The sequence below is a fragment of the Cellulomonas sp. P4_H4 genome (assembly GCF_056400865.1).
The window spans coordinates 17,836-43,771 of sequence record NZ_JBFUKL010000002.1; the positions used below are offsets into that span (position 1 = coordinate 17,836).

Genomic DNA, 25,936 nt, shown 5'->3' on the forward strand with positions numbered 1-25,936 from the left:
TCGTCTGCTCAGTCGTCGTCGCAGTCCGGAGGTGTCGGCTCCGCCGTGCAGAGTTCCGCGACCAGGTGGGAGCGGCGTTCCTCGATGGTGAACGGTGCGCTGGTTGCCGACGTCGCCGCGGTCCCGACGACGTCGCGCCACTGGTTCGTGCCGTCGACGCGGTACTTCGCGGTCCACGTGGTGGTGAGCGTGACTTGGACGGTGCCGAGCTCGGTGTAGGCGTGGAAGGTGTCCTGGTTCGGGTAAGCGCGGCCGGCGCTGTGCGTCACGAGCGGCTCGCTGCCGTCACCCCAGTCGTAGGTGAACGTGTCGGGCGTCGCGACGACGTCGATCCCGTACCCGAGCAGGTCGGTCCGGAACGTCTGCTCGGCCTTGTCGGTCGACACGATCGTGTCCTTATTGACTAACACCCAGCCCCGGTCGGGCTGAGTGTGCAGTACGGGCGGCGCGATTGGCAGCCGCCGGAAGTCTGCAGCAGTGAAGACTGGAATGGCATCGGCCGCACATCCGCCTGGCGCGACCCAAGACCACGGGCCCCATGGCGTAGTTTCGGTCGCTCGGCGGCGTACCCAGAGTGGCTCGATCGGCGATTGACCATTGCAGCCAGCGGCCTCCTGAACGACCTGGCCGTCAGCACACGGTTCATTCATAGGAGTCGTCGCAATGAGCTCGATGGCGACGCACTTTGGCGCGTTGCGGTATTGCTCCAGAATCAGTTGGCTGCTGCCCGTCGCAGAGTTGGCCGCAGCGCTCTGCTCGATTCCCCCGTGACCGAGCACGTCCACAGCCTGCTGGTTCGGGCTGGTAGTCGCGAAGGAATCTAGCTCTCGAATCGGCGGAGGTGTCGGTGGAAGTGCGACCAACGCAGCTACGAGGCCGAGCGCGAGTCCTGAAGTCATCCGGATCACGGCGCTGCCGTGGGGGTTGGGTGGACATCGATCGCCCTAACCGTCCATGCACCTGAGTCCCACGAGAGTGCAACTAGCAGATCGTGTTCCGCACCCGCGCCTGCAGCGACGACGGCTCCAGACTGATCGAACTCCTGCGCCGCCGCCTCCCTGACGCGAAGCTGCGCGGAGAAAAGGGTCCCGTCAACGTCACTTCCCGTCGACTCGAGAACCTGAATTTCCGCACCTCGTACGACGTGCTCGGCGGCCGTCGAGTCCTCGACACCCGAGATAACCGCGTTGCAGAACTGGCAGTCGTTCGCCGAGAACGCGTTCCACTCCGTCAGATCGCCGGTCTGACGGGCGTAGGTGTAGAGGTCCATGAAGTACGTCGCAGCAGCGACGGCGCCGTCGACGCTCGCAGTGTTCATCGCCTCGGGCCGCTCCGGGGCGGCGACGGCGGTGGGTGTTGGGTCCGGCGTGGTGGAAGCCGTGTTGGACGAAGACGACGTCGGATCGAGAGCTGCTGGCTTGTCGGTGCAACTGGCCACCGTCAACGTCAGGGCGAGCGCGACGACGGCGATCGTGCCTCGTCGGAACGTGGACATCGGCAGCCCCCTGCTGGTGTGCATGACGGTGAACCTACCCAAATCGGGCGGGCGCAGGGGGAGAACCGGGAACCTGTGGACAGCCGGGGTCAGCCGACGGGGACCGGGATCCAGGGGATCTGCACGGACGAGACACGGCCGAGGATGCCGTCGAGTACGGCGACCCGGTCGAACTGGAGGGCGTGCGCGCGGGCGCGCTGCTCCCACGAGGCACGCTCGTCCAAGGACATGGCGAGCACGCGGTCGAGGGCCTCGGCGATCGCGGACGGGGACTCGACGGGCACGATCAGCGCGCAGTCGCCGACGGCCTCTCCGATGCCACCGGTGTCGGTGGTGATGACGGGACCGCCGCCCGAGAGCATCTTCTCGACGAGGGCGATGCCGAACGTCTCGACGAACTCCGGTCGGGGCTTGCTGGGCAGGACGTACGCGGCCGAGCCGGCCATGAGGTAGGACTTCTCGGCATCGTCGACGTCGTCCAGGAACACGATGCGCGAGGCTGCGGGCGAGGCGGCCGCCAGACCCTGCAGGCGGGCCGCGTCGGGACCGTTGCCGGCGATCACGAGCTGGAGGTCGGCCGCCAGGGTGCTGGCTGCGAAGCCCTCGATCAGGTCGTCGACACCCTTCGCGTGTGCGAGGCGGGAGAGGAACAGGACGTAGCCGTCGGGCGTGAGGCCACGGGTCTCGAGCACGTCCGACGGCGGCAGGTTCAGGTAGGAGCCGACGTCGACCGCGGGGTAGGAGACGGTGACGCGGTCGCGACACTGGGCGGCGAACGTGGTGCCGTGCTTGGCGTCGATCGCAGCGGCCTCGCTGATGATCAGCTCGCGCGTGTAGTCGGAGACGGCCAGGCAGATGTCGTGCTCGAGGTACGACGACAGCACGTGGGCGGCGGCGCCGAACTGGTCGTTCTCGACGCAGGCGCGGACCACGTTGGTGACGTCGGAGCCGACCGCCTCGGCCACGGTGACGACGTTGACGGGCAGGCCGGTGCTCCGCGCGACGCGGACGGCGTCGGCGATCGCGAGCGAGTGAGGCGACAAGTACAACGACATGGCCACCGTTGGTACACCGTCGGTGAAGAGCTCGACGAGGCGGCCCGTGATACCGGCGAGCCAGCGTCCGTCGGGCACCTTGTAGTCGCCCACGGGCTCCGGGCGCTCGATCGTGATGCCAGGGCTGTAGGGCAGCACCCCGTCCAGCGGCTTGAGGGGCAGGCCGGTGGCCTGGAGCCGCTCGATGGTCCAGGTGATGATGCGGACGTCGTCGAAACCGCGGTCGAGCGCGGCCTCCGCGAGGTTGCGTGCCTCGCCCGAGTGGCCGCAGATGACCGGGTCGGCGCGCACGACGATCACGAGCCTGCGTCGCGGTGTCGTCACAAGGGTCTCCTCAGCGTCGCAGGACGGCGGGTAGGGACGTGCTGACGGACGGTGGCCGGACGGTGGTGCCCCAGTCAGACGGCTTCGGGCCGAGCGCGATGAGGAGGCGGCCTCCGCGATGCAGCTCGGCGCCTGTCAGCCAGGTGCGGTCGAGCACCTCGCCGTCGAGGTGGACGGACTGTACATACTGGGTCGGTCCGTCGGGTGTCGGTTCGATGAATCCTTGGGTCTCGATGTTCAGCGACCGGTCGCCGATCTCGATGCTCGCCTCACGCCAGGACGGCGCGTTGATCAGGTAGAGGTTCTGGCCGGCGACGGGGAAGAGGCCCAGCGACGCCCAGACGAACCACGACGAGAGGCCGCCGGAGTCGTCGTTTCCCGGCATTCCGCCACGGCCGACCGAGAACTGGTTCTGGATGATGGCCTGCACCACCTCGGCGGTGCGGTCGGGCCGGCCGGCGTACTGGTAGGCCCAGGGCGCCTCCATGTCCGGCTCGTTGTTCAGGCCTTCGAAACGGTTGAGCGCGTACCCGGCGGCCATCTCCGCGACGCCGGGCCGCAGACCGGGCTGCACGACGGGCGGCGCTCCGTAGCCGAAGAACTCGTCGAGCTGCTCGACGAACCCGTCGTCGCCGTCCGAGAGCTTGATGCGCGCCGCCATGTCGTGCATCAGCCGGAACGAGTAGTTCCAGCGGCCGCCCTCGTAGTAGGTGGAGTCCTTGAGCAGCCCCGTCGACGAGTCGTAGGCGTTGACCCACTGGGCCGCGAGGGGCGCGAACTGGTCGACGAGGTCCGGGTCGCCCACGTGTGCCGCGACCTGCGACGTGCACCAGTACCCGAAGGCCAGGTCGAGCGTGTGGCTGATCGGGTGGGCGACCCCGTTGAGCAGGAACTCCTCGCCGTAGGTCCGACGAAGGTCGTTGTGCATGTGCACGAGCGCCCAGTTCCAGTCCAGACCCGTCAGGCCGAGCTGGCACAGGTCTGCGAGGAAGGTGTGTGCGAGGGCTGAGGCCTGCCGGCTGAACTGGTCGGCGCCGCGCGCCATCCGGTAGCCGATCGGGAGGTTCCCCTCCTCCTCGGCGATCGACAGGAGGGCCTGCGCGAGCTCCACTGCCTTGTCGGGAAGCAACGTCGTGAGCAGCGGCAGCTGGGTGCGGTAGATGTCCCACATGGTCGCGATGTCGAACGCGAACGGCCCGTTCGTCGGCCAGAACGGGCTCTCGCCCGGCGCCAGGCACGGCTTGATCAGCGAGTGGTACAGCGCCGTCGAGAACACGGTCTGCTTGTCGGTCGACGGGGTGTCGATGCGGATCTTGCCGAGCGTCGAGCGCCAGACCTCGGCCGTGTCCGCTCGTCTCGTCGCGAAGCTGGACGGACCCGGACCGCACTCGTCCTCGAGGTTCTTGCGGGCCTGGTCGACGCCGCGCAGCGAGAACCCGAACCGCAGCTCGACCACCTGCCCCGGCTCCGACGGACCGGCCCACATGAGCCCGAACGGGCGCAGCGTCGTCGGGCGGATGTGGTCGAAGTCCAGGCGCGTGCCGCCGGGCATCAGGCGCCGGTCGTACCAGAGCATCTGCCGCCAGCGCGGGTCGTCGCACTCGACGTGCACGGCGAGCGGCGTGCCCTCGACGACGATCTCGCCCTGCGCGACCCCGGGCGCGATCGAGTGCAGGTGCGCCCGCAGCGGGACCGTCCGGCCGTACGGGATGACCAGCCCGCCGAGCGAGAAGTCGATGACCAGCCGCGCGTCGCGGTGCGCAGGGAACGTGTACCGGTGGACGGCCGACTTCGGCCCGACCGCGATCTCCGCCCGGATCCCGCTCTCGAGCGTGGCCGAGTAGTAGCCGGGTTCCGCGGTCTCGTCGACGATGTCCCAGAGCTGCCCCAGGTCGTCGAGCGGCTGCAGCATCGGGGTCACGCGGAAGTAGTTGTAGTACTTGCGGATCGCACCCGTGCCGGACTGCTGGAAGTGCGTGAACCCGCTGGCGACCGGCCGGTCGTAGATCTCGTTCGGCAGACCCTCGGTGCCCAGGTCGTACTTGCCGTAGCCCGTGGGGTATCCGCCCGAGTACGCGCACGCGCTGACCATGCCGAGCGGGTAGGTGGCGCCGGGGTGCGTGTTCCCGACCTGCGGCTTCGGCCACCACCACGTCGTCGCGAGGCCGTGCTGCTGGGGCAGGCTCGTGGCCTCGGTCCCGATGAACGGGTCGACTCGCTCGAACATGCGGTCGCTCCTGTCGCGCTCGTGCGTCAGTGCCTCGTCCTGCGGACGGTACGTCTGGCGGGTTACGGGCGGGTTTCGTCGACCGAGGGCCGTGCGCCGATTGCACAGGTGTCCTCTCGCTTCGTGTCTTGTCGACGGCGATCTCGGTCGTCATCGTGGAGACATGGGCTACGAAGTCACCGAGGTGGGGCGGGTCGAGTCGTCGCTCACCGACCGGGCATCTGCGCCAAGGCAAGGCGACGAGGGTGCACCTGACGCGTGGGTCGTCGTTGCGCCCGAGTTTGCGGACGCTGTTGCAGACATCGCTGTCGGTGACGACGTCCTCGTGCTCACCTGGCTCGACCGCGCGGACCGTGACGTGCAGGTGGTGCACCCCCGCGGTGACGTCACTCGCACCCCGCTCGGCGTGTTCAGCACCCGCTCGCCTGACCGCCCGAACCCGATCGGACTGCACCGTGTGACGGTGCTGGAGATAAACGGGACGCGACTGCTCGTCCGTGACCTGGAAGCCATCGACGGAACGCCGGTGCTCGACATCAAGCCGGTGCTCGGAGCCCTCGACGAGCGCTGACGCGGGCCCGAGGGGCGCCCGAGCCTCCGTCCCGTCATGATCGAGCCGAGGAGCTCCCACGCTCGTCGTCGGCGAGAGGACCCGTGACCCCATGACCGAGGCCGCCGCGCAGGCGTGGACGCCCCCGAAGGTTCCGAGGAGCGCGTGGAACGCGCTGATCGTCCTCATGGCCGGCATGTTCATGGCCCTGCTCGACACCACGATCGTCAACGTCGCGCTGCCGACGATCCGTGAGGATCTCAGTGCGTCGGAGGCGACGCTGAGCTGGATCATCTCCGGCTACGCGCTGGCGTTCGGCATCGCCCTGATCCCGGCCGGCCGGGTGGGGGACCGGATCGGGCACAAGTGGGTCTTCTTCACCGGGTTGGCGCTGTTCACGCTCGCGAGCCTGCTGTGCGGGCTGGCGCAGACGAGCTTCCAGCTGATCATCGCGCGGGTGATCCAGGGGCTGGCCGGTGGCATGTTCGTGCCGGGCGTCACGGCGTTCATCCAGCTGCTCTTCCCGGGGCCGGTGCGGGGCAAGGCGTTCGCGATCATGGGGTCGGTGATCGGGGTGAGCACGGCGCTGGGCCCGATCCTCGGTGGCCTGATCATCGAGGCGTTCGGGGAGGCGAACGGCTGGCGGATCGTGTTCTTCGTGAACCTGCCGATCGGGATCGTCGCGCTCATCGCGGCAGCGATCCTGCTGCCAGCGGGAAAGCTCGGCACGACCTCCAAGACCGGCTACGACTTCGTCGGGCTCGCGTTGCTGACGGCTGGCCTCGTCGCGATCCTGGTGCCGCTGATCGAGGGGCAGGACAAGGGCTGGCCGGCGTGGACCTGGATCACGCTCGCGGCCGGTGCGCTCCTGATCGTGGCGTTCGGTGCCTGGGAGGTCCGCATCCAGGACGCCAACCCGATGGTTCCGCCGCACCTGTTCAGCCACCCCGCGTTCACGGGCGGCACGATCCTCGCGATGGTCTACTTCGCGGCGTTCACCAGCATCTTCTTCACCATCTCGCTGCTGTGGCAGGCCGGGCTCGGGCACACCGCACTGCAGTCCGGCGTGGTCGGGGTGCCGTTCGCGCTCGGGTCGATCGTTGGTGCGTCACAGAGCAACCGGCTCTCGCAGCGGCTCGGGCGCTCGGTGCTCGTCGTCGGCACGTTTCTCGTCGCGATCGGCCTGGCGTGGGTGTGGCTGGTGCTGCGCAACGAGGCCGCGGCGGACCTCACCAACTGGGACCTGCTCGTCCCGCTCCTGCTGGCCGGGATCGGCAGCGGACTGTTCATCGCGCCGAACGTGCAGTTCATCGTCGCGACTGTGGACCGGTCCGAAGCGGGCGCCGCGAGTGGCGTGATCAGCGTGATGCAGCGGGTCGGGAGCGCGATCGGTATCGCCGTGATCGGCAGCGTGCTGTTCGGGCAGCTGCACATCACGAGCCCGCAGTCCGTCCCGCAGGCGTTCACCGACGCCGCGGCCGCCGCGATGTTCGTCAGCACCGTGCTCGCCGTCGCCGCGGTCGTGCTGGTGTTCGTCCTGCCCAAGAAGGTCGACTCAGGTCACGGGGCGCCGACGCCGACGGAGTGAGTTGCCCGGCCATACCGGGCCGCCAGCTCCTGCACAGCCGCGACGAGCTCGGGCGAGTCCAGCACGTCGAAGTCGACGCCCCACATCCCCAGGTAGCGAGCGAGCGCCGCTGCGTCGTCGGACCCGACGTCGACGGTGCACGTGCTGTCCGTCTCGGCGGTCACCGTCACGGCGGCGGGGGCGCGCGGGACGATCTCGGTGGCGCTGGCGTGGAGTCGGACGCGCGCGCGGAAGCCCCACGTGGAGGCCCCGATCGCAGCGTCGACGAAGGCCGCGATGTCCGGGGGCGTCGGCCGCGGTCGGAAGCGCGGACCGTTCGGCACGCGCAGCGTCATGCGGTCGACCCGGAACGCGCGCCAGTCCCGCCTGGCGGCGTCCCAGCCGACGAGGTACCAGCGGCCGGCGCGGTGGACCAGCCGGTAGGGCTCGACCTCGCGCCGTCCGGGCTCCAGCCGGGTCGACGAAGGCGAGATGTAGTCGAAGCGGAGGCTCACGAAGGACCGGCAGCACTCGGCGATCGTCTGCAGGGTGGCGCTGGCCACGGGCTCGGGCGGGCGGTGCGCGAACTCGGTCGACGAGGCCAGGACGTCGACCCGGTGCCGCAGGCGCGACGGGAGGACGCGTTCGAGCTTGGCCAGCGCGATGACGGAGGCCTCCTCGATCCCCTCGACCGCTGCCGTCGCGGCGAGCCCGAGGCCGACCGCGACGGCGACCGCCTCGTCGTCGTCGAGAAGCAACGGCGGGAGGGCGACGCCGGCACCGAGCGTGTAGCCGCCCGAGGATCCCGGGCGGGCGTGGACCGGGTAGCCCAGCTCGCGGAGTGCGGCGATGTCGTCACGGAGCGAGCGCGTGGAGATGCCGAGGCGTGCGGCGAGGTCCGGTCCACCGTGCAGACCGGGGGCCTGCAGGATAGACAGGAGCCGCAGAAGACGGGCCGACGTGGTCAGCATCCGTCCAGGATTCCAGAAGTTGCGGAAGCAGACCTGCCGCATCGGCGAGCACGATCGTCGTATGGACATCAACGGGATCGCCACGATCGTCTACCCCGCGCGCGACATCGACGCGGGCATCACCGCCTGGACGGCGGTCACGGGGAACGCGCCCCTGTTCGCGACGCCGGACTACGCGGCGTTCCGGTTCGCCGGCACCGAGATCGGCCTGACGAGGCTGCCGTGGGTCGACTTCCCGCTGGTCATGCTCGACGTGGCCGACATCGACGACGCCCGCGCGGGCCTGCTGGCCAGCGGGTGCGCCCCGATGGCCGAGGTCGAGGGCGGTGGGCTCGCCGAGCTGGGCACCGCACCGGTCACCAACGGGAACCCTGAGACGGGGATCGTCGATATGAACGGTGCCCGACTCGCTGTCGTCCGGGTCCCCGACGGCCACCTGCTCGGACTGCGGCAGGCGGTCGCGTGGGGATGACGGTCAGGCGGGCTCGAGCTCGCGGCTCTTGGTCTCCCAGAAGAACTGCGACACCTGCTGCAGCGTGCTGAAACCGTCGCCGGCCAGGTCCACGAGCAGGTCGTTGCTCCACATCATGAGCCGCCCGATCGTCCACTGGACGCGGGCCGCCTCGGGCAGCTCGAGCCCGTAGACCAGCTGCGCGATCTCACGCTTGCCGCCGGCGGCGGTGCTGTAGGTGAGGATCGGCAGGTAGCGCTCAGGCTCGACGACGCAGAGCACGCGGGTCAGGAGCGACTCCTTGAAGCCGGTCATGCCGAGCCCGCCCTGCTCGTGCACGAGGCGGGTGAACCGGTCCGCGAGGGGCACAGTAGCGGGGCCGTAGAGCAGGTAGCGGATGGTGTTCCGCGTCCTGGCGGTTGCCTCGTAGTCGCCCATCGTCTTCCACGCGCGGTTGAACACCGACATGTTCCCGGGGGCCGCGCCCACGGTGCTGTTGGCGAACTCGCGCAGGTCCTCGGGGTCGGCGTCGACGATGTTCTCGGCGCTGAAGATCTCCTGGTACTTGGCCCAGTAGGCCAGCACCTCGGGGTCGGGCGTCTGGTGCTCCTGCAGGAACACCCCCTTGAGCTCCTCCACGACGGCCATCCGAGCGGGGTCGACCGACGCGCGGTCGGGGAACCGGTCGCGCAGGCCCGCGTACGACGCGGGCGTCTCGGTCACGCGCTTGGCCTCGCCGCGGATCCACGTGTGGTGGCACGACGAACAACGAATCTTCCGGCGATCGTCCGGCAGTCGCTCGACGAGCTCCAGCTCGTCCGACTTGCAGACCGGGCATTCCAGCATGAGTGCTCCTTCGCCTCTGTAGGTCAAGTGTGCACGTCCTCGCGGGGCGGCGGGCCCGGTCCTCGGCAGGTGGTCGTTTCCATCTTGTTATCGGGATCAGTGCCGACCCAGGACCTAAGTCCGGGATAGGCCCCTGACCTGGCGCTTAACGTGAAATGTCGGATGGCGCCCCACACCCGGTCGCCCTGTGATCTCCCCGACGACAGACCCCCGCCCACCCACCGCGGGGTCGCCGTCAGACCACGAGGACGAAAGATGACCGAGCGCCACCCGCCGCCCGACCGCTCCGTGGCGCGCCGACGCGTCGTGATGGGCCTGGACATCGGCGCCGTCACGGCGCAGGTGCAGGTGGTGGAGCAGGCGTCGGGCGCGATCGTCCTCGACCACGTCTCGGCGTCGGCCAGCTGGTCCGCGACCCCTCTGCGCTACGCGACCGGCTGGATCGTCGACACCGTGCGCCGTGCGCTCGACGACTGCGCCGACGTCGAGCTGGTCGCGGTCGGGGTGGGGGCCACCGGCTGCGAGGTCCGCGCGCTGCGTGACGCGCTCGGCACGACGGTCGGTGCCGCACTGCGGGTGCCGACGATCGTCGTCAACGATGCCGAGCTGCTGGTCCCCGCTGCCGGGCTGTTCCGCGGTGTCGGAGTCCTGGTCGGCGGCTCCGCGATCGCCGTGGCCACAGGTCCGGGTTCGCTCTCCGGCATGTCGAGCTGGGCGTTCTCCGACGCCGGCAGCGCCAGCGCGCTCGTCCGCGAGGCCGCCATGGCGGTCCTCACCCGCGCGGCCCGCGGAGACCGGCCGGAGGTGCTGCACCTCCGGCTCATGCAGTCGATGCAGCTCACGTCGGTCGACGAGCTCGCCCAGGTGCTGCGCTGGGACGCCCGCGCGCTGCCCTGGAGCAGCCACGCGCCGGCCGTCTTCGAGGCTGCCGACGAAGGGTCGAGCGACGCGTACGGCCTCGTGACGGCGAACGCGCGGGCCATCGCGACGCTCGTCGTCCAGCTCTCCGATCGCGGTGTCGACGTCGTGCACGCCGTGGTCGGTGGCGACGTGGCACCCGAGGTGCCGCGGTTGTTCGCGGGGATCCGACGATCGATCCTCGAGCGGCTCCCCGACGCCGACGTGCGGATGCTGGACGTGCCCGCGGTCGAGGGTGCTGTGCGTCTCGCGCGACGCGCCGCCGGGGCCTCCTCCTAGACCCGCGCTCCGGTCCCGAGCGTCTCGGCGACGGCCCGGGCCCACGGGGTCGCGGTCATGCCGAGCATCTGCGAGGACGCGGTCGTGTCCATGACGAAGGGCTCACTGAAGTGGTCGGCGACGTCCGAGACCTCGCGCAGGAGCGGCGAGACGACGCCGAGCGCCCGTAGGACCCCACTGCTCATGGGCTTGATCCGCGGCGCCGGGGCTCCCGCCGTCTCGGCGATCAGTGCGCCGAGCGCACGGAACGTCAGCGGTTCCGCGGTCGGCACGTGCCAGGCACGTCCCCATGCGTCGGGGGTCTGCCCGGCGGCGGCGAGGGCGCGTGCGAAGTCGGGCAGGTACGTCCAGCTGTGCGGCTGGTCTACCGCGACGATCGTCCGGGTGACCTTCCCGGCGAGGATCGGCTGGACGAATCGCGGTCCGGCGTGGGCAGCCGCATCGGCACGCGGGCCGAAGTAGTCGCCGCCGCGGATCTCCGTGGTCCGCACGTCGGTGCGCGCGACGGCGTCCCGCCACATCTGGGCACGGACCATGCCCTTGGCGTCGGTCGCGCGCAGGGGCGTCTGCTCCGTCATCACCTCACCGTGCACCCCGTAGCCGTAGAGGTTCCCGGCGGTGACCAGGACGGCCCCCGTACGCGCGGCCGTGTCCAGCAGCGCCGACGACAGCGGCGGCCAGTCCGTGGTCCAGCGCGTGTACTTCGGGTTGGCGCAGTTGTAGAGGACGTCGGCGCCCTGCACGACGGCGGCCAGCGCGTCCGCGTCGGTGGCGTCGAGCGCCACGTGCCCGGATCCGGTGCCGCCCGTTCGGCTCACGACGAGGACGTCGTGGCCCTGTGCGACGAGCTCCTGCGCGAGCGTGGAGCCGACGGCTCCCTTTCCGACGATGACGTGCCGGGTCATGATGAGTCCCTCCGAATGTGAGAGCGGTGCTCTCGTCCGAGAGCGATGCTCGCACAATCCGATCGGCGATACAAGAGCAGTGCTCACACATCGGATCGGTGCTCTCAATATCGTCGCGGAGCAGGCAGAATGGGGCAATGACAACCACCACCGCCCGCGAGCGCGCACGGGCCGAGGTCATGGCCGAGCTGCTCAACGCTGCGCGGGCCCGCCTGGTCGCCGACGGTGCGGCCGAGCTGTCGCTGCGCGCCGTCGCACGGGACCTGGGCATGGCGTCGTCGGCGGTCTACCGGTACGTCGACTCGCGCGACGCCCTGCTGACGCTCCTCATCATCGAGGCGTACGACGCCGTGGGGCACGTCGCCGAGACCGCGGTGGCCGCCGCGCATGGCAAGCACCCCGCGGCGGTGTGGCTCGACGTCGCCCGTGCCGTTCGCGGCTGGGCGCTCGAGCACCCGCACTCGTTCGAGCTGATCTACGGCACGCCGGTGCGCGGGTACCAGGCGCCGCAGGACACCGTCGTGCACGCCGTGCGGATCTGGGCCGTGCTCGTCGGGCTGGTCATGCGCGCCGACGCGGAAGGCGCGCTGAGCCCCGCCGGACCCGACTTCGACCCGCGCGGCCGCGTCGCGCCGCAGGTGTTCGCGTTCGTCGGCTTCTCGGACCCCGCCGACGTTCCTGACCACGTAGCCCGGCTCGCCGCGCGGTCCGTGACCCTGTTCACGTCGCTCGTCGGGGCGATCTCGGTCGAGCTCTTCGGGCACCTGCACAACGTCGCCGGTGACTTCGCGCGTCTGTTCGACGTCACCATCGGCACGGCCGCGGCGGGCGTCGGGCTCGTGGTGGACCTCGACTGAGCAGCCGGCGCCGCCAGATGTTCCACGCCCGTTCGTGGGATTCATCCGGAAATCCCCTGGTGGGATCGCGTTTCGTCGGTCACCCTGGACCAGGCCCGCGACGCGTTCACGGACCTTGTCGCGCTGGACCGACGACCCGACCGCCGAGAGGAGACGACGCCATGGTGTACGAGCTGACCAAGCGCACGTCCCGAACCCGACCTCGGAGGTCACCGAACCTTGCCTGAGCACACACTCAGTCGCGCGATGGGCCGTCTCCGATCTCGGGGGCGGCCCATCGCCGTCTCACCACCCCCCACGCCCTGCTAGCTCAGAAGGACAGAGCGCCGGCCTACGAAGCCGGAGGCAGCTGGTTCAAGTCCAGCGCAGGGCACTCACAGAAGGGAACGGCCATGGCGGGAGTCCTGGTCCTGAACGCGGGGTACGAGCCCCTCCATCGCGTGAGCCTCGCGCACGCCGTCCGCATGCTGCACCGCCAGGTGGCAGTCGTCGAGGAGGCCGTCGACGGCCGCACGTTCGGGCCGTACCCGCTGCCCAGGGTGCTCCGCCTGGTCCGCTACGTGCAGATGCGCTGGCGCAACCGCCGCGGCATCCCGGCCTGGTCCCGGTCCGCGATGCTCGAGCGGGACCACCATGTCTGCGCCTACTGCGGCTCGCGCGACGCGGCGACCGTCGACCACGTCCTGCCGCGGAGCCGTGGCGGCACGAGCACCTGGCTCAACACCGTCGCCGCCTGCCTCGACTGCAACCACCGCAAGCGGGACCGCACCCCGCAGGAGGCCGGCATGAGGCTGCACTTCGAGCCGCACGTCCCGACCCACCGCGAGCTGCTCGCCCACTGAGGAGCACTGAGGAGAACTGAGGAGCGTCACCTGTTCGGGGCCAGGATCGTCACCGCTTCGGGATCAAGAAATTCCTCAGATCTGCCGAACAGTGGGTTGTGACAGGGGGACTGGCTGCCGGGTGGTACGACGACCGCGTGACGACCGGGGTCGTGCGTTGGTTCGACGGGACCGCGTGGACCGAGCACACGCGCCCCGTCGAGGCGCCCGCGGCCGAGGTGGCGTTCGCTCCCGTCGCAGCTCGCCCGACGGTCGCGCAGTACAGCCCGTTCCCGACGCACGCCCCTGGGCAGCAGCCCTTCAGCGCTGAGCCCTCCCGGTTCGATGCCTTCGGGCAGCAGCCGACCATCGCCCGGTTCGACTCCGAAGGCAACGGCAATGGCTTCGGCGGCGGCTACGGGTTCGGCGCCGCCACCTACAACCAGCTGCCCGGCACGGTCGTCGATCAGCGGGCGATCGATCAGGCCCGCCGACGCGTCTACCGCGACTTCTGGTTGGGCATCGGCTGGCTGCTGCTCGGCGCGCTCATCGCGTCCTTGGTGGCGTCCTCGATGAGCACGACCGGTGGGTACGGGGGCCGGCACTACGTCTCGACGGCCGGGGTGGTCGGAGGCCTCGCGTCGCTCTACCGCGCGCGCAAGAACTACAAGGTCATGGTGAGCCTGGGCGGCCAGCCGTGGAGCTCGTCCGGTGCCGCGCTCGCGGGCATCGGGGGCGGGATGGCGGTGCTGATCTCGGTCATCTCGATCGTGCACGCGTACACCTCGACCGGAGTGCCCGGGACGGAGTCGGTCGACGCAGGTTCGTGCTGGGCGGAATCCGGTACCTCGGTCTGGCAGGTCTCGTGCGAGTTCCCCCACACCTACGTCGCCTCGGCCCGGATCTCCGACGGCATGACGTGCCCGACCGGGGCGGACCATGTGGTCCCCCTGCCCGACGACTCAGGGGCCGCGCTGTGCCTCACACCGACCACCAGCGGGAGCGCAGGATGAGCACCAACAATGGGTGGCCCACCGCCACCGCACCCGGCTGGTACGCCGACAACGTGACCCCCGGCGTGCTCCGCTGGTACGACGGGCGCGACTGGACGGCCCACACGGCACCGGTCCCCGGTTCGGTCGGGCAGGCTCCGTCCTACGCGGGCCAGCCGACCGGCTACGGCTACGCCGGTGGCTACCCCGCCGCGGGTCAGCCGGCGTCCGACGAGTACGGGCCGAACAACGCCTTGCACTGGATCGCCCCCGTCGGCCGGTCCTGGCAGTCCGTGACCGCCGGGTACGTCGGCCTCGTGGCGTTGGCCATCTGGATCCTGGGGCCGGTCGCCATCGTTCTCGGGGTGCTCGCCCTGCGTCAGGCGCGCTCGGGCGGTCACGGCACCGGTCGGGCGATCTTCGCGCTCGTCACCGGGGCCATCGCGTCGGCGCTGTGCCTGCTCGTCCTGCTCAACGGGATGGTCTAGCCACTTTTCGGGTGCAGCCACGGCGTGTAGGTCACACCGACCAGCAGACCCTCGGGACTGAGCAGCCGGGCCGTCGTCTGACCCCACGGCTCCTCGGTGGTGTCCCGGAGCAGACGATGACCTTTCTCGGTCAGCTCGGCGACGCCCGCGCCGACCGCCTCCACCGACTCGACGTCGAGCTCGAGCCAGGCCTGCGGCGTCGGCAGGTCGGCAGGCCACTGCGGGCTCCCGAACGTCGACTGCGCGGCTTGCGTGAGCGGCCAGAGCGCGAACGCCTTGACGCCCTCGAGCGAGTCGTTGGTCAGGTAGCCCGGTGCGGGCTCCTCGAGCGCGATGCCGAGCCCGTCCTCCCAGAACGCACGGGCCGCACCCGCGTCACGTGTGATCGGACCGAACCCGGCGACGAACGAGATCTCCATGCGCACCGACGCTAGCCACGAGGTCCGACAAGCGCCCGCGCACGCTCGAGCACCGCGTCGAGCATCGCCGGGGTCAACCGTCCGGTGAACGTGTTCTGCTGGCTCACGTGGAAGCACCCGAGCAGGGTGACCGAGCCGATCGTCGGGTGTCGCAGGTCGACCTCCGCGCCGTGCGCGAACCGTGGGCGTGGGCGCGGGACCTCCCAGCCCTGCTCGGCGAGCGTCGCCAGCAGCGCCTGCCACCCGAACGCACCGAGCACCACGACGACGCGCGGCTGCAGCAGCTCGAGCTCGCGGGCGAGGAACGGCCCGCAGGTGCGCCGTTCCTCGGGCGTCGGGTCGTTCGCGGGCGGCGCGCAGCGGACCGGTGCCGTGACGCGGACGTCGGACAGGACCAGCCCGTCGTCGCGGGACGTCGAGGTCGGCTGGGACGCGAACGCGGTCCGGTGCATCGCCGCGAACAGGAAGTCGCCCGACCGGTCTCCCGTGAACATCCGGCCCGTGCGGTTGGCACCGTGCGCGGCAGGCGCGAGTCCGACGACGAGCACGCGCGCGAGTGCGTCGCCGAAGCCCGGCACGGGTCGGGCCCAGTAGGTCTCGTCGCGGAACGCGGCCCGCTTCTCCACGCCGACGAGCTCGCGCCACGCCACGAGCCGGGGGCACGCCCGGCACTCCGGGACGATCGCGTCGAGCGTCGCGATGTCGGGCGCGTCCCGGGCCGCCCGTGCGACCTCGGCCGCATCCCTCACCGCACGGTGTCCAGCCGCTCGAGGACTTCGGCGACAGACGCCACGGGCACCGGGCCGGGCGGCAGCTCCCACCCACCGAGCGCGAGCACCGGGACGCCGGTGCGGACCGCCAGGGCGACCTCGCTGAGCGTCCCCCACGAGCCACCGATGCTCACGACGACGTCGCAGCTGCGCACGAGCAGCCCGTTGCGCAGCTCCCCGAGCCCGGTCGGGATCGCGACCGTGACGTGCTCGTTCGCCGCCGCGCGGTCGATCCCCGGCAGCAGTCCGACGACGACACCGCCGGCCCCCGCGGCACCGTGCGACACCGCCGCCATCACTCCGCCGAGCCCGCCGCACACGACAACGTGCCCGCGCTGAGCGAGCCCGTGGCCCAGAGCGTGCGCAGCAGCGACCTCGTCGCCAGACGCGTCCGACGGACCGACGACTCCGATGTAGGCCATGCGGGTCACCTTCCTCCTGACCGGCCCTCCGACGCGAGACCGGCACTGTGACGCGAGACCGGCACTGTGACACGAGACCGGCACTCGGAACTGCCGGTCTCGTGCCGGACTGCCGGTCTCGGCGGCGGGCGCGCGCTGGGTGAGGGTGGGTGGGTCGGCGGAGCGGGGGGGAGTCAGCTGGACCATGGGAGGGCGGGTGTCGGCCGGCCCGAGGGGTGAGTGGCGGGCTACTCGAACCGGGACGGGTCGCCCGCGCCCTCACGCACGACCTCCGGTGCGCCGGACGTGAAGTCGACGACCGTCGTCGGCACCGTGCCGCAGTCACCGGCGTCCACGACCGCGTCCAGCACGAGGTCGAGCTCCTCCTTGATCTGCCAGCCCTCGACCATCGGCCACTCGGCACCGGGCATCAGGAGCGTGCTGGACAGGAGCGGCTCGCCGAGCTCGCGCAGGATCGCCTGCGCGACCGGATGGTTCGGGATCCGCACGCCGATGGACCGCTTCTTCGGGTGCGCCAGCCGCTTGGGCACCTCGGGGGTGGCCGGCAGGATGAACGTGTACGGCCCGGGGGTCGCTGCCTTGATCGCGCGGAACGCGCTGTTGTCGAGCTGCACCAGCTGACCGAGCTGCGCGAAGTCGGAGCAGACGATCGTGAAGTGGTGCCGGTCGTCGAGGTTGCGGATCTTGCGGATGCGGTCGACGCCGGCGTGGTTGTCCATGCGCGCCCCCAGCGCGTAGCAGGAGTCGGTCGGGTAGGCGATCAGCGCGTCGTTGCGCAGCAGATCGACCACCTGCGCGATCGACCGCGGTTGAGGTTGCTCGGGGTGGACGTCGAAGTAGCGCGCCATGGGACCGACCCTAGTAGCGCGAGCGGGTCAAGCTTTCTCCGGCGCGATGCCGCGGACCTCGTCGGCAGCGAACCGCCGGTGCGAGGCCGCGAGCTTGGCCCGCGCAGCCGACCCCAGGTCGACCCCCAGCACGTCAGCCAGGCACACGAGGTAGACGAGGATGTCGGCCATCTCCTCCGCTGCGCGCGCGTGACGGTCGGGGGCCGAGAACCGGTCCACGGCCTCGGCGGCCGGCACCCACTGGAACAGCTCCGCCAGCTCGCCCACCTCGCCGACGAGGGCCAGGATCACCGACTTCGGGTCGTGGAACTGCTGCCAGTCGCGTTCGGTGCTGAACTCCCGGACGAGCCGGGTCAGCTCGGCGATCTCTCGTTCGTCGGTCACCGCGCCAGCCTCTCAGAACGCGCGAACCCCCGGGTGCGCGGGGCACCCGGGGGTTCGTCGACAAGGCCGACGACTACTGCGCGGCGAGGATGTCCACCACGAAGACGAGCGTCGAGTTCGCGGGGATGTCACCGTTGGCCGTCGCGCCGTAGCCCTTGTCCGGCGGGACGACGAGCAGCACCTGGCTGCCGACGGTCTGGCCGACGAGGCCCTCGTTCCACCCGGCGATCACCTGGGCCTGGCCCACGTTCTCCACCAGGAACGGCTCACCGCGGTCCCAGGAGGAGTCGAACGGGGTGCCGTCCCAGAGCCAGCCGGAGTAGTGGACCGTCACGGTCTGGCCCGCGGTCACCTCAGGTCCGGAGCCCTTGATCAGGGGCTGCACGACGAGCGTGGTCGGTGCCGCGCCGGTGGCGGGGGTCAGCGACGGCTTGCCGTCGTCGGCGAGCGTGACGGTCGGCAGACCGGCGACAGGTGCGACGGCCTCGCCCGAGGCGCGCGTGGGGACGTCCTTGGCCTCGACGATCGTGCCCGCGATGACGGTCGTGGGCGAACCCTCGGCCTGCGGCGGGAGGGCGACGACGAACTGGACGCCGACCTTCTCGCCGATCAGGGCGCTCAGCACGGAGGTCTCGCCCAGCGAGGCCGGCTCCGGGTCGGTCGAGTAGGTCTCGTGGAGCTCCGACCCGTCGTCGCCGGACACGGCGACGTAGTCGATCGTGATGGCCTGGCCGGCCTTGAGCTCCGCACCCGTACCGGGCCCGCGGACCTCGACGGGCGCCGTCGTCACCGAGAAGGGGCTGCTCGGCAGCGTGACCGTGGGCTTGCCGTCGCCGAACTCGATGTCGATCTCGGAGAGGGCCGCCTTGTCGGCTGCGGTGGCGGCGGCCTCGGCGGCGTCGACCGAGCTGGTCGGGCTCGGCGACGGGTCGTTGCCCGAGTCGCCGGAGCAGGCGGTCAGCGAGAGGCCAAGGGCCACGGTGAGGGCAGCGGCAGCCAGGCCGCGGCGTGCGGTGCGGTGTCGGCGCACGGGACGTCCTCCGTCAGTTCGGGTCCACGCCCGAGACGGCGGAACGCGGAAACCGTACGCGAGTTGGCTGGGAGCGCGCTGAGTGGACCGGGCGCTGGACCTTATCTACGCCGAACTCGCACGGGACCTACGCAGGCACCAGATGGTCCGGGCACACGTCGAACCTGTCCGGCACCATCGACAGCTCGCCTCGGCCACCGGTGAGCGAGCGCAGGTCCAGCACGTACCGGGCGAGCTCGGCCTCGGGCACCGACGCCTCGATGAGCACCGTGCCGTCGTCGAGCGACGTCGTCGCGCTGATGTGTCCCCGGCGGGCGGACAGGTCGCTCATCACGTCGCCCTGCACGGTCGTCGGCACCGTCACGGAGACGTGGCTGATCGGTTCGAGGACGGTGGTGCCGCCCGCCTGCAGGGCTTCGCGCAGCCCGTAGGCGGCCGCCGTCCGGAACGCCATCTCGGAGGAGTCCACCGAGTGCGACTTGCCGTCGTAGACCTCGACGCGCAGGTCCACCACCGGGTACCCGTGCGGGCCGCCCGCGGACATCGCCTCGGCCACGCCCTTGTGCACCGCCTGGACGTAGGTGCGCGGGATGGCCCCGCCGACGATGGCGTCGACGAACTCGAACCCCGACCCCGGCGGGAGCGGCGAGACGCGCAGCTGCACCACGGCGTACTGCCCGTGCCCGCCCGACTGCTTCTTCACCTTGCCCTCGGCGGCGACCGGCCGGCGGATGGTCTCGCGGTAGCCGACGGGCACGGGCGACGTGCTCACGTGCACCCCGAACACGCGGGCCAGCCGGTCGAGCGCGACCGCGAGGTGGGTGTCGCCCAGGCCGCGCAGGATCGTGCGGTCGCCGGAACGCTCGACGCTGAGGGTGGGGTCCTCGGCGGTCAGGCGGGTGAGGGCGGCGGAGAGCCGGTCGTCGTCGGACTGGCTGACCGGTTCGAGCGACAGCCCGAACACCGGCTCGCGGCGGTGCGGCGGGACGGCGGTCATGGACGCACCAGGTCCGGTCCGCTCGGCCAGCAGCGAGCCGCTCGGTGTCCCGGTCAGCTTGGCGACGGCCCCGATCTGCCCGGCCGGCACGGAGTCGAGCGGCACGTGCTCCTTGCCGCGCAGCCGGAAGACCCCCGGCACGCGTTCCTCGACGTGGGTCGTCGTGTTGACCAGGCGGTCGCCCGGCCGGACCGTGCCGCTGAGCACGCGGAACATGGTGACCTGGCCGACGAACGGGTCGGCGAGCGTACGGAAGCAGTGCACGAGCGTCGGGCCGGTCGGGTCGGGGCGCACGGTGACGGTCGTGCTGCCCGCGCGCACCGACCTGTCGGCCGGGTCCGGGCCGAGGTCGCACAACAGGTCGGCGAGGCGGTCGACGCCGACGCCGGTCACGCCCGAGACCACGAGCACCGGGAACGCGGTCTGTTCGAGCACCTCGTGCGCGAGCGTCCTGAGCTGCTCGGCGGCGCTCGGCACGTCGCCCGACAGATACCGCTCGAGCTGGTCGTCGTCGTGCGCGACGATCTCCTCGGTGACCTCGTCGTGCAGCCGGTGCTCCTCGTCGGCGATCGCCGCGCCCAGCGGCTCGCTGTGGTGGTGCCCGTCGGCGTCGTAGGTGAGGCCCTCGTCGGTGAGCACGTCGGCGACCCCGGTGAACGCGGTCTCCTCGCCGAGCGGGAGCTCGAGCGGCACGAGTCCCTCGCCGAACGCGGTCCGCAGGTCGGCGAGGACGTGCCGGAAGTCGGCGCGCGCCTTGTCCTCCTTGGTCACCACGACGATCCGGGGGAGCCCGGCGTCGACAGCGGCCCGCCAGGCGGCGTGCGTGCCCGCCTGCACGCCGTCGACCGCGCTGACGACGAGCAGCGCCAGGTCCGCGGCTGACAGCGCGGCGTCCATCGCGCCGACGAAGTCCGCCGAGCCCGGGGTGTCGAGGAGCGTGACGTCGTAGGCGCCCGAGCCGGTCGTCCACGAGAACGGCGCGACGCCCAGCGTGAGCGACTGCCCGCGCGCGATCTCCTCGGGCTCGTGATCGGTCACCGTGGAGCCGTCCTCGACACGGCCGACGCGCGTGAGCACCCCGGCGCGGTGGAGCAAGGCTTCGGTGAGAGTCGTCTTGCCGGATCCTGCGGCGCCCAGCAGCGCCACTGTGCGGATCCTGGGCATCGTTGCCATCGGCATCTCCCGGTCAGGGCTGTGGGAGCCACCCTAGCGACGGTTCGCGAACGCGACGAGCCCAGGACGCACCGTGGCGTCCTGGGCTCGTGACGTGCGAGAGCGGTCAGCTCGCGAAGAGGATGTCGACCACGTAGACCAGCGTCGAGTTCGCCGGGATCGTGTCCGACTCCTTGGCGCCGTAGCCCTTGTCCGGCGGGACGACGAGAAGGACCTGGCTGCCCACGGGCTGACCGACGAGGCCCTCCTGCCAGCCGGCGATCGTGCTGCTCAGCGCGAACTGCGCGGTCTTGCCGTCCTCCCACGTCGACTGCACCTCGGTGCCGTCCCAGAGGGCGAGCGTGTAGTTCACGGTCAGCGTCTGCTCGGCCGTGACGGGTGCGCCGGTACCGGTGATGAGCGGCTGCACGACGAGCGTCGTCGGCGCGGCGCCGGTCGCCGGCGTGATCGTGGGCGCCCCGTCGGCGTCGAGCTTCACGGTCGGCAGACCCGGTGCCGGCGTCACGGGCGTGCCCGAGGCGCGGGTGGGTACCGTCACGGCGTCGACGATCTCGCCGACGCGGACGTAGGTGGTGGGATCGTCGGCCGACTGCGGCGGCGTCGTCATGACGAACCGCACGCCGACCTTCTCACCGACGAGCGTGTCGTGCAGCACGCCCAGGTCGGACGTGAGCGGGACCACGTCGGGATCGCCCGTGTACGTCGAGGCGGCGACCGATCCGTCCGCCCCGGAGACGACGACCGACTTGATGGTCAGCTGCTGACCTTCCTCGATGGTCGCGCCGGTGCCGGGGTCGAGGACCTTGACGACGACCGTCGACGCGGTGAACGGCGTGGTCGGCAGCGTGACGGTGGGCTCGGTGCCCAGGTCGCCGGTCACGACGATCCCCTCGACCGCGGCCTCGTCGGCCGCGTTCACGGCGGACGTCTCCGACGCGGACGGCGTCGGCGTCGCGCTCGCGTCGTCGGACGAGTCGCCGGAGCACGCGGCCAGGACGAGGCCGAGCGTCAGCGCGAGGGCGGTGGCGGCGATGCCGCGTCGGGCGGTGGTCGTGCGTCGCACGGGGGCCTCCGGAAGGTCAGGGCCGCGCGAGCGCGGCGGCCCTGGGAGGTTAGCCGAGGTTGCTGGGAGCCCGCTGTTCGTTCAGAGGAGCCGTCGGTCGTCGGGGCGGACCACGCGCAACCACCGGTAGCCGTAGCCGTCGAGCTGGACCTCGGTGCGGCCGCGGGCGTCGATCGTGCAGGTGCCGTCCTGGAGCAGGTCGACGAGCTGCACGGTGTCGTCGCAGTCGGCGAACCGCAGGGGCACCGACACGGGCTCGGACCCGAGGTTGTGCACGCTGATCGTCGAGCCGTCGCCCCACGTGCTGCGGTGCGCGAGCACGGCCGCGTGCGGCTGGTCGAGGATCTCCGGCGACTGCGCCCAGCCCAGCTCGGGGCTCTCCCGGTACCGGCGGACGAGCAGCTGGACGAAGTTGAGCAGCGAGTCGTGGTCGCGGCGCTGGTCGGCCACGTTGACGTGCTCGGGGCCGAACCCGCCGGTGGTCACGGGGCCGGGCAGCCGGGACGGCGTCGCCTGGGAGAAGCCGCCGTTGCGCCCCGAGGTCCACTGCATCGGCGTGCGCACCGCCATCCGCCCCTCGGCGGCGAGGTTCTCGCCCATGCCGATCTCCTCGCCGTAGAAAAGCACCGGGGTGCCCGGCAGCGAGAAGAGCAGGGAGTAGACCATCCGGATGCGTCGCGGGTCCCCGCCGAGCATGGGCGGGATGCGACGGCGCAGTCCCCGGCCGTACAGCTGCATGTCGGGGTCGGGCCCGAAGGCGTCGAACACCTCCTGGCGCTCGTCGTCGGTGAGCTTGTCGAGCGTGAGCTCGTCGTGGTTGCGCACGAACGTCGCCCACTGGGCGTCGTGCGGGATCGGTGGGCGGTCCCGCAACGCCTGGGTGATCGGGCCCGCATCCTGCCGGGCCAGGGACAGGTACAGGTTCTGCATGCCGATGAAGTCGAACTGGAGCGTCAGCTCGTCGCTGTCCGCCGCGCCACCCCCGAAGTACAGGCGCTGCTCCTCGTACGGCAGGTTCACCTCGCCCATGAGGATCGCGTCGCCCACCCGGCGGGTCAGGAACGAGCGCAGCTCCTTGAGGAAGTCGTGCTTGTGCTCGATGTCGTCGCCCGGGGTGTTGGCCGCGTCCGCGAGGAAGAACGGCACGGCGTCGACCCGGAAGCCCGAGAGGCCGAGCTCCGCCCAGTACCCGATGACCTTCGCGATGGCGTCCCTGACCTGCGGGTTCGCGGTGTTGAGGTCCGGCTGCTGGTGGTAGAACGTGTGCCGGTACCACTCGCCGGTCGCGTCGTCCTTGGTCCAGATGCCGCCCTCCTTGTCGGGGAAGACGACCTTGTCCTTGGTCGAGGGCGGCTTGTCCGAGCGCCACACGTAGAAGTCCCGGTACGGGTTGTCGACGCTCTTGCGGGCCTCCTGGAACCACGGGTGCTTCCACGACGTGTGGTTGACGACGAGGTCGGCGATCACCCGGATCCCGCGGTCGCGGGCGGTGCGGATCACCTCGACCAGGTCGGCGGCGTCGCCGAGCCGCGGGTCGACGCCGAGGAAGTCGGAGATGTCGTAGCCGTCGTCGTAGTCCTGCGTCGGGTAGAACGGCATCAGCCACAGACACGTCACGCCCAGGTCGGCCAGGTGGTCGATGCGTTGCACGAGCCCGGGCAGGTCGCCGACGCCGTCGTCGTTCCAGTCCATGTAGGTCTCGACGTCGAGGCAGTAGATGACCGCGTTCTTCCACCACAGGTCGCCGGTGTCGTGGATCCTCACCGCTCGGTTCTACCCGAGGTGGGCCCACCGCGCGCGGTGGGTCGTCCCGGACGGGGTCAGAGGCCGACCGACCACGCGGCGATCGTCGCCCCGTCGGTGTCGATCCCGAACGTGCGAACCTCGACCGCGGAGTCGAGCAGGTCCGTGAGGTGCCCGTGGCCCGGGTCCTCGACGGTGCCGCGGGCGTAGACGACGAGCAGCGTGCTGATCGCGTCGAAACGGTTGGGCCGCAGCGCGGGATCCGCGCGCTCGATCAGCTGACGCCCCGTGCGCGTGCCGGACAGCAGCACAACCGTGGACACGCCGGGCAGGTCGGTGCCGATCGACAGCGGTCGGTGCGCGGTGAGCGTCCGCACCTCGCCTGAGCGCAGGTACCGGACCGCGGCCCGACGCGCGTCGAGGTTCCGGCCGTGCGGGAACCGTTCGGAGTCGACCCCGCTGTCCTGGAGCATCGTCGCGGCGCGCTCGGCGTCCGCAGCGGAGTGCGTGAAGACGAGGCTGCGTTCGTGGCGCGCGAGCGTCGGCGCGACACGCGGGAGCGAGGCGAGCTTGGCGGCGGAGGTCGAGACGACCAGGCGGCGCTCGCTCACGGTGCGCAGGTAGGCGCTCGCGTCGGTCGCGGCGTCCGGGCGCTGCGACCAGCCGGCCTGCAGGCGCGCGATGTCGTCGAGGAACGTCTCGGGTGCACAGCCGTGGGTGGCGACGAGCCGCGCGGCCAGCTGGTCGATCCGCAGGCTCAGCTCGCGGTACTCGGCGCGCTCGTCGGGCAGCAGCTCGACGGGGACCAGGCCGACGCGGTAGCGGGCGATCTCGGAGTCGTCGCGGCCGCGGCGCAGGTCGCAGCCGTCGAGCACCGCGTCGAAGTAGGGCAGCAGCGCCTGGTCGGTCCCCTCGAGCGCGACCGACAGGCCCAGACGCGCGTCGAAGGGGTCGGCGAGCGTGGCGGCGAGCACGTTCGACCCGAAGCGGTGGACGTCGTCGGCGATCAGCAGGCCGGCGGTTCCGTCGGGCAGGAGGTCGTCGGTGGTGGCGGCCGCGAGCGAGACGAGCACGTCGCAGTCGTCGAACGTGTGGGTGGGGCCGCCCCCGCGGCGGCCGAGCGACAGGCCGGGCAGCTGCAGCTCGAGCGTGTGCAGCCACTGCTCCTGCAGGTCGGTCGTCGGGACCAGCACCAGGACCTTCTCGCCTCGAGTGACGCCGTCCCAGGCCGCGAGGACCCCGACGCCCGCCCGGCCCGCCGCTGCGACCGACTGCACGATCCCGCGGCGCTTGTGCGCGAGCCACCCGTCGAGGACGTCCGCCTGCCACGCCCGCAGGCGCGGACCTACGTACCGCGGCGGGCTGCCCGGCGGCAGCGGCTTGCGGTGCACGGCCGGCACGCCCAGATCGGCGGCGAGATCCGTCGGCTGAGCGGCGGGTTCGAGCGACACGGGCTGGCGCCAGAACGCGGCGACCGGCGAGATGCGCGCGGCGACCACGCTCTGGTCGAGCGGCCGCGGCGTCGCGCTGAGCTCCTTCGCGCGACGAGGGAGGACCTCGGGCGGCGCCGTCTTGGGAGTCGGCGGACCGCTCAGGGCAGGAGCCTTCCCGACCGGCAGCGCACGCCAGAGCAGGGGGCGACCGCCGTCGTTGCGCAGCCGCGGGTCCGCGTGGAGCAGTCGTTCGACGTCCGACGAGAGGAGGAGCTTGTGCCCGAGGCGCGCGAGCCCGCGCGTCAGCTCGCGAGTGGTCTGCGGCGCGCGCGCACTGAGCGCGGCGTACAGCACGTCACTCGGGCTCGTCACTGCGACCTCGTCCGTGGATCGGGAGGCGCCCTCGACGACGCCTACCTGAAATTCTTCGGCACGTCAGGGCCGCGAGTTCAGTGCGACCGGTGGATGGGTTGTCAGATCACGCCCCGACGATGTCGTCGGCGTTGTCCACGATCCACTCCATCAGGGGCAGCAGGCGCTCGACGAGGCCCTTGCCACGCTCGGTCAGCGAGTAGTCGACGCGCGGCGGGACGGTGGCCGTGACCTCGCGGTGCACCAAGCCGTCGGTCTCGAGCGTGCGCAGGGTCTGGGCGAGCATCTTCTCGCTGATGCCGTCGACGGCCCGCCGCAGCTCTCCCCATCGCATGCTCTTGTCCGAGAGGAAGACGAGCAGCAGCACGCCCCACTTGCTGGTCACGTGGTCGAGCACGGTCCGTGTGGGGCACGCGGTCGTCAGGGCCCCCTCGGCCTGGATGCGCTGCAGGACGCTGACCTCGGTACTTACCGTCATGTGCGTACCCTACTCGTAAGTGGGTACCGACGAACAGGAAGGTAGCTGCGCCTCCGCG

26 protein-coding genes and 1 tRNA gene are annotated in these 25,936 nt (G+C 71.2%); 9 read left to right on the forward strand and 18 right to left on the reverse strand.

Annotated features, from left to right (window positions below; genetic code table 11):
- Positions 1-8: 8 nt before the first annotated feature.
- The 4 genes from AC1DPN_RS06340 to AC1DPN_RS06355 all read right to left on the reverse strand — a co-directional run bounded on the left by AC1DPN_RS06340 (position 9) and on the right by AC1DPN_RS06355 (position 5,101).
- A complete protein-coding gene (locus tag AC1DPN_RS06340) occupies positions 9-386 on the reverse strand; it encodes a hypothetical protein (protein WP_477083889.1) in 378 nt (125 codons plus the stop codon).
- A gap of 518 nt (positions 387-904) precedes the next feature.
- Positions 905-1,519, reverse strand: a complete 615-nt coding sequence (locus AC1DPN_RS06345) for a DUF6318 family protein (RefSeq protein ID WP_477083890.1) — start codon at positions 1,517-1,519, stop codon at positions 905-907.
- 65 nt (positions 1,520-1,584) lie between these two features.
- The gene (locus AC1DPN_RS06350; protein ID WP_477083891.1) at positions 1,585-2,874 is read right to left on the reverse strand and encodes a glycosyltransferase; all 1,290 of its coding nucleotides are present in this window, start codon (positions 2,872-2,874) and stop codon (positions 1,585-1,587) included.
- 10 nt (positions 2,875-2,884) lie between these two features.
- A complete protein-coding gene (locus tag AC1DPN_RS06355; RefSeq protein ID WP_477083892.1) occupies positions 2,885-5,101 on the reverse strand; it encodes a glycoside hydrolase domain-containing protein in 2,217 nt (738 codons plus the stop codon).
- Between the two features lie 163 nt (positions 5,102-5,264).
- On the opposite strand from AC1DPN_RS06355, the gene tsaA reads away from it, so the two are divergent.
- Both tsaA and AC1DPN_RS06365 read left to right on the forward strand, forming a co-directional pair.
- Positions 5,265-5,672 carry a tRNA (N6-threonylcarbamoyladenosine(37)-N6)-methyltransferase TrmO gene (tsaA, locus tag AC1DPN_RS06360; protein ID WP_477083893.1) on the forward strand — a complete coding sequence of 136 codons (408 nt, stop codon included), beginning with the start codon at positions 5,265-5,267 and terminating at the stop codon, positions 5,670-5,672.
- A 91-nt stretch (positions 5,673-5,763) separates the two neighbouring features.
- Positions 5,764-7,239: a DHA2 family efflux MFS transporter permease subunit gene (locus AC1DPN_RS06365; protein WP_477083894.1), complete on the forward strand. Its 1,476-nt coding sequence runs from the start codon at positions 5,764-5,766 to the stop codon at positions 7,237-7,239.
- Here AC1DPN_RS06365 and AC1DPN_RS06370 read toward each other — a convergent pair.
- Positions 7,212-8,189, reverse strand: coding sequence for a helix-turn-helix transcriptional regulator (locus AC1DPN_RS06370; protein ID WP_477083895.1), 978 nt, complete (start codon positions 8,187-8,189; stop codon positions 7,212-7,214). The two genes, AC1DPN_RS06365 and AC1DPN_RS06370, sit on opposite strands and share 28 nt — an antisense overlap.
- A gap of 61 nt (positions 8,190-8,250) precedes the next feature.
- On the opposite strand from AC1DPN_RS06370, the gene AC1DPN_RS06375 reads away from it, so the two are divergent.
- A complete protein-coding gene (locus AC1DPN_RS06375; protein ID WP_477083896.1) occupies positions 8,251-8,661 on the forward strand; it encodes a VOC family protein in 411 nt (136 codons plus the stop codon).
- A 3-nt stretch (positions 8,662-8,664) separates the two neighbouring features.
- On the opposite strand, the gene AC1DPN_RS06380 is transcribed toward AC1DPN_RS06375, so the two are convergent.
- Positions 8,665-9,486 (reverse strand): zinc ribbon domain-containing protein, encoded by an 822-nt coding sequence (locus tag AC1DPN_RS06380; protein ID WP_477083897.1) that lies wholly within the window; start codon positions 9,484-9,486, stop codon positions 8,665-8,667.
- A gap of 255 nt (positions 9,487-9,741) precedes the next feature.
- On the opposite strand from AC1DPN_RS06380, the gene AC1DPN_RS06385 reads away from it, so the two are divergent.
- Positions 9,742-10,683: a hypothetical protein gene (locus tag AC1DPN_RS06385; protein ID WP_477083898.1), complete on the forward strand. Its 942-nt coding sequence runs from the start codon at positions 9,742-9,744 to the stop codon at positions 10,681-10,683.
- Here AC1DPN_RS06385 and AC1DPN_RS06390 read toward each other — a convergent pair.
- The gene (locus AC1DPN_RS06390; RefSeq protein WP_477083899.1) at positions 10,680-11,588 is read right to left on the reverse strand and encodes an NAD-dependent epimerase/dehydratase family protein; all 909 of its coding nucleotides are present in this window, start codon (positions 11,586-11,588) and stop codon (positions 10,680-10,682) included. The genes AC1DPN_RS06385 and AC1DPN_RS06390 overlap by 4 nt on opposite strands.
- Positions 11,589-11,725: 137 nt before the next feature.
- Here AC1DPN_RS06390 and AC1DPN_RS06395 point away from each other — a divergent pair, with 137 nt between their 5' ends.
- The 5 genes from AC1DPN_RS06395 (at position 11,726) to AC1DPN_RS06415 (ending at position 14,746) form a co-directional block, all read left to right on the forward strand.
- A complete protein-coding gene (locus tag AC1DPN_RS06395; protein ID WP_477083900.1) occupies positions 11,726-12,445 on the forward strand; it encodes a TetR/AcrR family transcriptional regulator in 720 nt (239 codons plus the stop codon).
- A 299-nt stretch (positions 12,446-12,744) separates the two neighbouring features.
- Positions 12,745-12,818 (forward strand) — tRNA-Arg (locus AC1DPN_RS06400).
- 19 nt (positions 12,819-12,837) lie between these two features.
- Positions 12,838-13,287: an HNH endonuclease gene (locus AC1DPN_RS06405; protein ID WP_477083901.1), complete on the forward strand. Its 450-nt coding sequence runs from the start codon at positions 12,838-12,840 to the stop codon at positions 13,285-13,287.
- A 98-nt stretch (positions 13,288-13,385) separates the two neighbouring features.
- The gene (locus AC1DPN_RS06410) at positions 13,386-14,279 is read left to right on the forward strand and encodes a DUF2510 domain-containing protein (RefSeq protein ID WP_477083902.1); all 894 of its coding nucleotides are present in this window, start codon (positions 13,386-13,388) and stop codon (positions 14,277-14,279) included.
- On the forward strand, positions 14,276-14,746 hold the full coding sequence (locus AC1DPN_RS06415) for a DUF2510 domain-containing protein (RefSeq protein WP_477083903.1): 471 nt from the start codon (positions 14,276-14,278) through the stop codon (positions 14,744-14,746). The genes AC1DPN_RS06410 and AC1DPN_RS06415 overlap by 4 nt, the downstream gene beginning before the upstream one ends.
- On the opposite strand, the gene AC1DPN_RS06420 is transcribed toward AC1DPN_RS06415, so the two are convergent.
- The 11 genes from AC1DPN_RS06420 to AC1DPN_RS06470 all read right to left on the reverse strand — a co-directional run bounded on the left by AC1DPN_RS06420 (position 14,743) and on the right by AC1DPN_RS06470 (position 25,878).
- Positions 14,743-15,165, reverse strand: a complete 423-nt coding sequence (locus AC1DPN_RS06420) for a VOC family protein (protein WP_477083904.1) — start codon at positions 15,163-15,165, stop codon at positions 14,743-14,745. The genes AC1DPN_RS06415 and AC1DPN_RS06420 overlap by 4 nt on opposite strands.
- Before the next feature lie 11 nt (positions 15,166-15,176).
- Complete coding sequence (locus tag AC1DPN_RS06425) at positions 15,177-15,914, reverse strand: uracil-DNA glycosylase (protein ID WP_477083905.1); 738 nt, start codon at positions 15,912-15,914, stop codon at positions 15,177-15,179.
- Positions 15,911-16,357 (reverse strand): TIGR00725 family protein, encoded by a 447-nt coding sequence (locus AC1DPN_RS06430; protein ID WP_477083906.1) that lies wholly within the window; start codon positions 16,355-16,357, stop codon positions 15,911-15,913. The genes AC1DPN_RS06425 and AC1DPN_RS06430 overlap by 4 nt, the downstream gene beginning before the upstream one ends.
- 227 nt (positions 16,358-16,584) lie before the next feature.
- Complete coding sequence (locus tag AC1DPN_RS06435) at positions 16,585-17,205, reverse strand: L-threonylcarbamoyladenylate synthase (RefSeq protein WP_477083907.1); 621 nt, start codon at positions 17,203-17,205, stop codon at positions 16,585-16,587.
- Between the two features lie 27 nt (positions 17,206-17,232).
- On the reverse strand, positions 17,233-17,589 hold the full coding sequence (locus AC1DPN_RS06440; protein WP_477083908.1) for a nucleotide pyrophosphohydrolase: 357 nt from the start codon (positions 17,587-17,589) through the stop codon (positions 17,233-17,235).
- 73 nt (positions 17,590-17,662) lie between these two features.
- Positions 17,663-18,619 carry an FKBP-type peptidyl-prolyl cis-trans isomerase gene (locus tag AC1DPN_RS06445; RefSeq protein ID WP_477083909.1) on the reverse strand — a complete coding sequence of 319 codons (957 nt, stop codon included), beginning with the start codon at positions 18,617-18,619 and terminating at the stop codon, positions 17,663-17,665.
- Between the two features lie 127 nt (positions 18,620-18,746).
- On the reverse strand, positions 18,747-20,795 hold the full coding sequence (locus tag AC1DPN_RS06450) for an elongation factor G (protein WP_477083910.1): 2,049 nt from the start codon (positions 20,793-20,795) through the stop codon (positions 18,747-18,749).
- Between the two features lie 100 nt (positions 20,796-20,895).
- Positions 20,896-21,852, reverse strand: a complete 957-nt coding sequence (locus AC1DPN_RS06455) for an FKBP-type peptidyl-prolyl cis-trans isomerase (protein WP_477083911.1) — start codon at positions 21,850-21,852, stop codon at positions 20,896-20,898.
- An 81-nt stretch (positions 21,853-21,933) separates the two neighbouring features.
- On the reverse strand, positions 21,934-23,616 hold the full coding sequence (locus tag AC1DPN_RS06460; protein ID WP_477083912.1) for an alpha-amylase family protein: 1,683 nt from the start codon (positions 23,614-23,616) through the stop codon (positions 21,934-21,936).
- 56 nt (positions 23,617-23,672) lie between these two features.
- Entirely contained in the window at positions 23,673-25,400 is a 1,728-nt protein-coding gene (locus AC1DPN_RS06465) for a DEAD/DEAH box helicase (RefSeq protein WP_477083913.1), read from the reverse strand.
- 106 nt (positions 25,401-25,506) lie between these two features.
- A complete protein-coding gene (locus AC1DPN_RS06470; RefSeq protein ID WP_477083914.1) occupies positions 25,507-25,878 on the reverse strand; it encodes a winged helix-turn-helix transcriptional regulator in 372 nt (123 codons plus the stop codon).
- Positions 25,879-25,936: the final 58 nt, after the last annotated feature.

What these genes read in the sequence shown, in the direction of transcription:
- AC1DPN_RS06345 (WP_477083890.1), bottom strand. Translation starts at nt 1,519, where the DNA reads ATGCACACCAGCAGGGGGCTGCCGATGTCCACGTTCCGACGAGGCACG.
- AC1DPN_RS06355 (WP_477083892.1), bottom strand. Translation starts at nt 5,101, where the DNA reads ATGTTCGAGCGAGTCGACCCGTTCATCGGGACCGAGGCCACGAGCCTG.
- tsaA (WP_477083893.1), top strand. Translation starts at nt 5,265, where the DNA reads ATGGGCTACGAAGTCACCGAGGTGGGGCGGGTCGAGTCGTCGCTCACC.
- AC1DPN_RS06365 (WP_477083894.1), top strand. Translation starts at nt 5,764, where the DNA reads ATGACCGAGGCCGCCGCGCAGGCGTGGACGCCCCCGAAGGTTCCGAGG.
- AC1DPN_RS06370 (WP_477083895.1), bottom strand. Translation starts at nt 8,189, where the DNA reads ATGCTGACCACGTCGGCCCGTCTTCTGCGGCTCCTGTCTATCCTGCAG.
- AC1DPN_RS06375 (WP_477083896.1), top strand. Translation starts at nt 8,251, where the DNA reads ATGGACATCAACGGGATCGCCACGATCGTCTACCCCGCGCGCGACATC.
- AC1DPN_RS06380 (WP_477083897.1), bottom strand. Translation starts at nt 9,486, where the DNA reads ATGCTGGAATGCCCGGTCTGCAAGTCGGACGAGCTGGAGCTCGTCGAG.
- AC1DPN_RS06385 (WP_477083898.1), top strand. Translation starts at nt 9,742, where the DNA reads ATGACCGAGCGCCACCCGCCGCCCGACCGCTCCGTGGCGCGCCGACGC.
- AC1DPN_RS06390 (WP_477083899.1), bottom strand. Translation starts at nt 11,588, where the DNA reads ATGACCCGGCACGTCATCGTCGGAAAGGGAGCCGTCGGCTCCACGCTC.
- AC1DPN_RS06395 (WP_477083900.1), top strand. Translation starts at nt 11,726, where the DNA reads ATGACAACCACCACCGCCCGCGAGCGCGCACGGGCCGAGGTCATGGCC.
- AC1DPN_RS06405 (WP_477083901.1), top strand. Translation starts at nt 12,838, where the DNA reads ATGGCGGGAGTCCTGGTCCTGAACGCGGGGTACGAGCCCCTCCATCGC.
- AC1DPN_RS06415 (WP_477083903.1), top strand. Translation starts at nt 14,276, where the DNA reads ATGAGCACCAACAATGGGTGGCCCACCGCCACCGCACCCGGCTGGTAC.
- AC1DPN_RS06420 (WP_477083904.1), bottom strand. Translation starts at nt 15,165, where the DNA reads ATGGAGATCTCGTTCGTCGCCGGGTTCGGTCCGATCACACGTGACGCG.
- AC1DPN_RS06430 (WP_477083906.1), bottom strand. Translation starts at nt 16,357, where the DNA reads ATGGCCTACATCGGAGTCGTCGGTCCGTCGGACGCGTCTGGCGACGAG.
- AC1DPN_RS06435 (WP_477083907.1), bottom strand. Translation starts at nt 17,205, where the DNA reads ATGGCGCGCTACTTCGACGTCCACCCCGAGCAACCTCAACCGCGGTCG.
- AC1DPN_RS06450 (WP_477083910.1), bottom strand. Translation starts at nt 20,795, where the DNA reads ATGCCGATGGCAACGATGCCCAGGATCCGCACAGTGGCGCTGCTGGGC.
- AC1DPN_RS06470 (WP_477083914.1), bottom strand. Translation starts at nt 25,878, where the DNA reads ATGACGGTAAGTACCGAGGTCAGCGTCCTGCAGCGCATCCAGGCCGAG.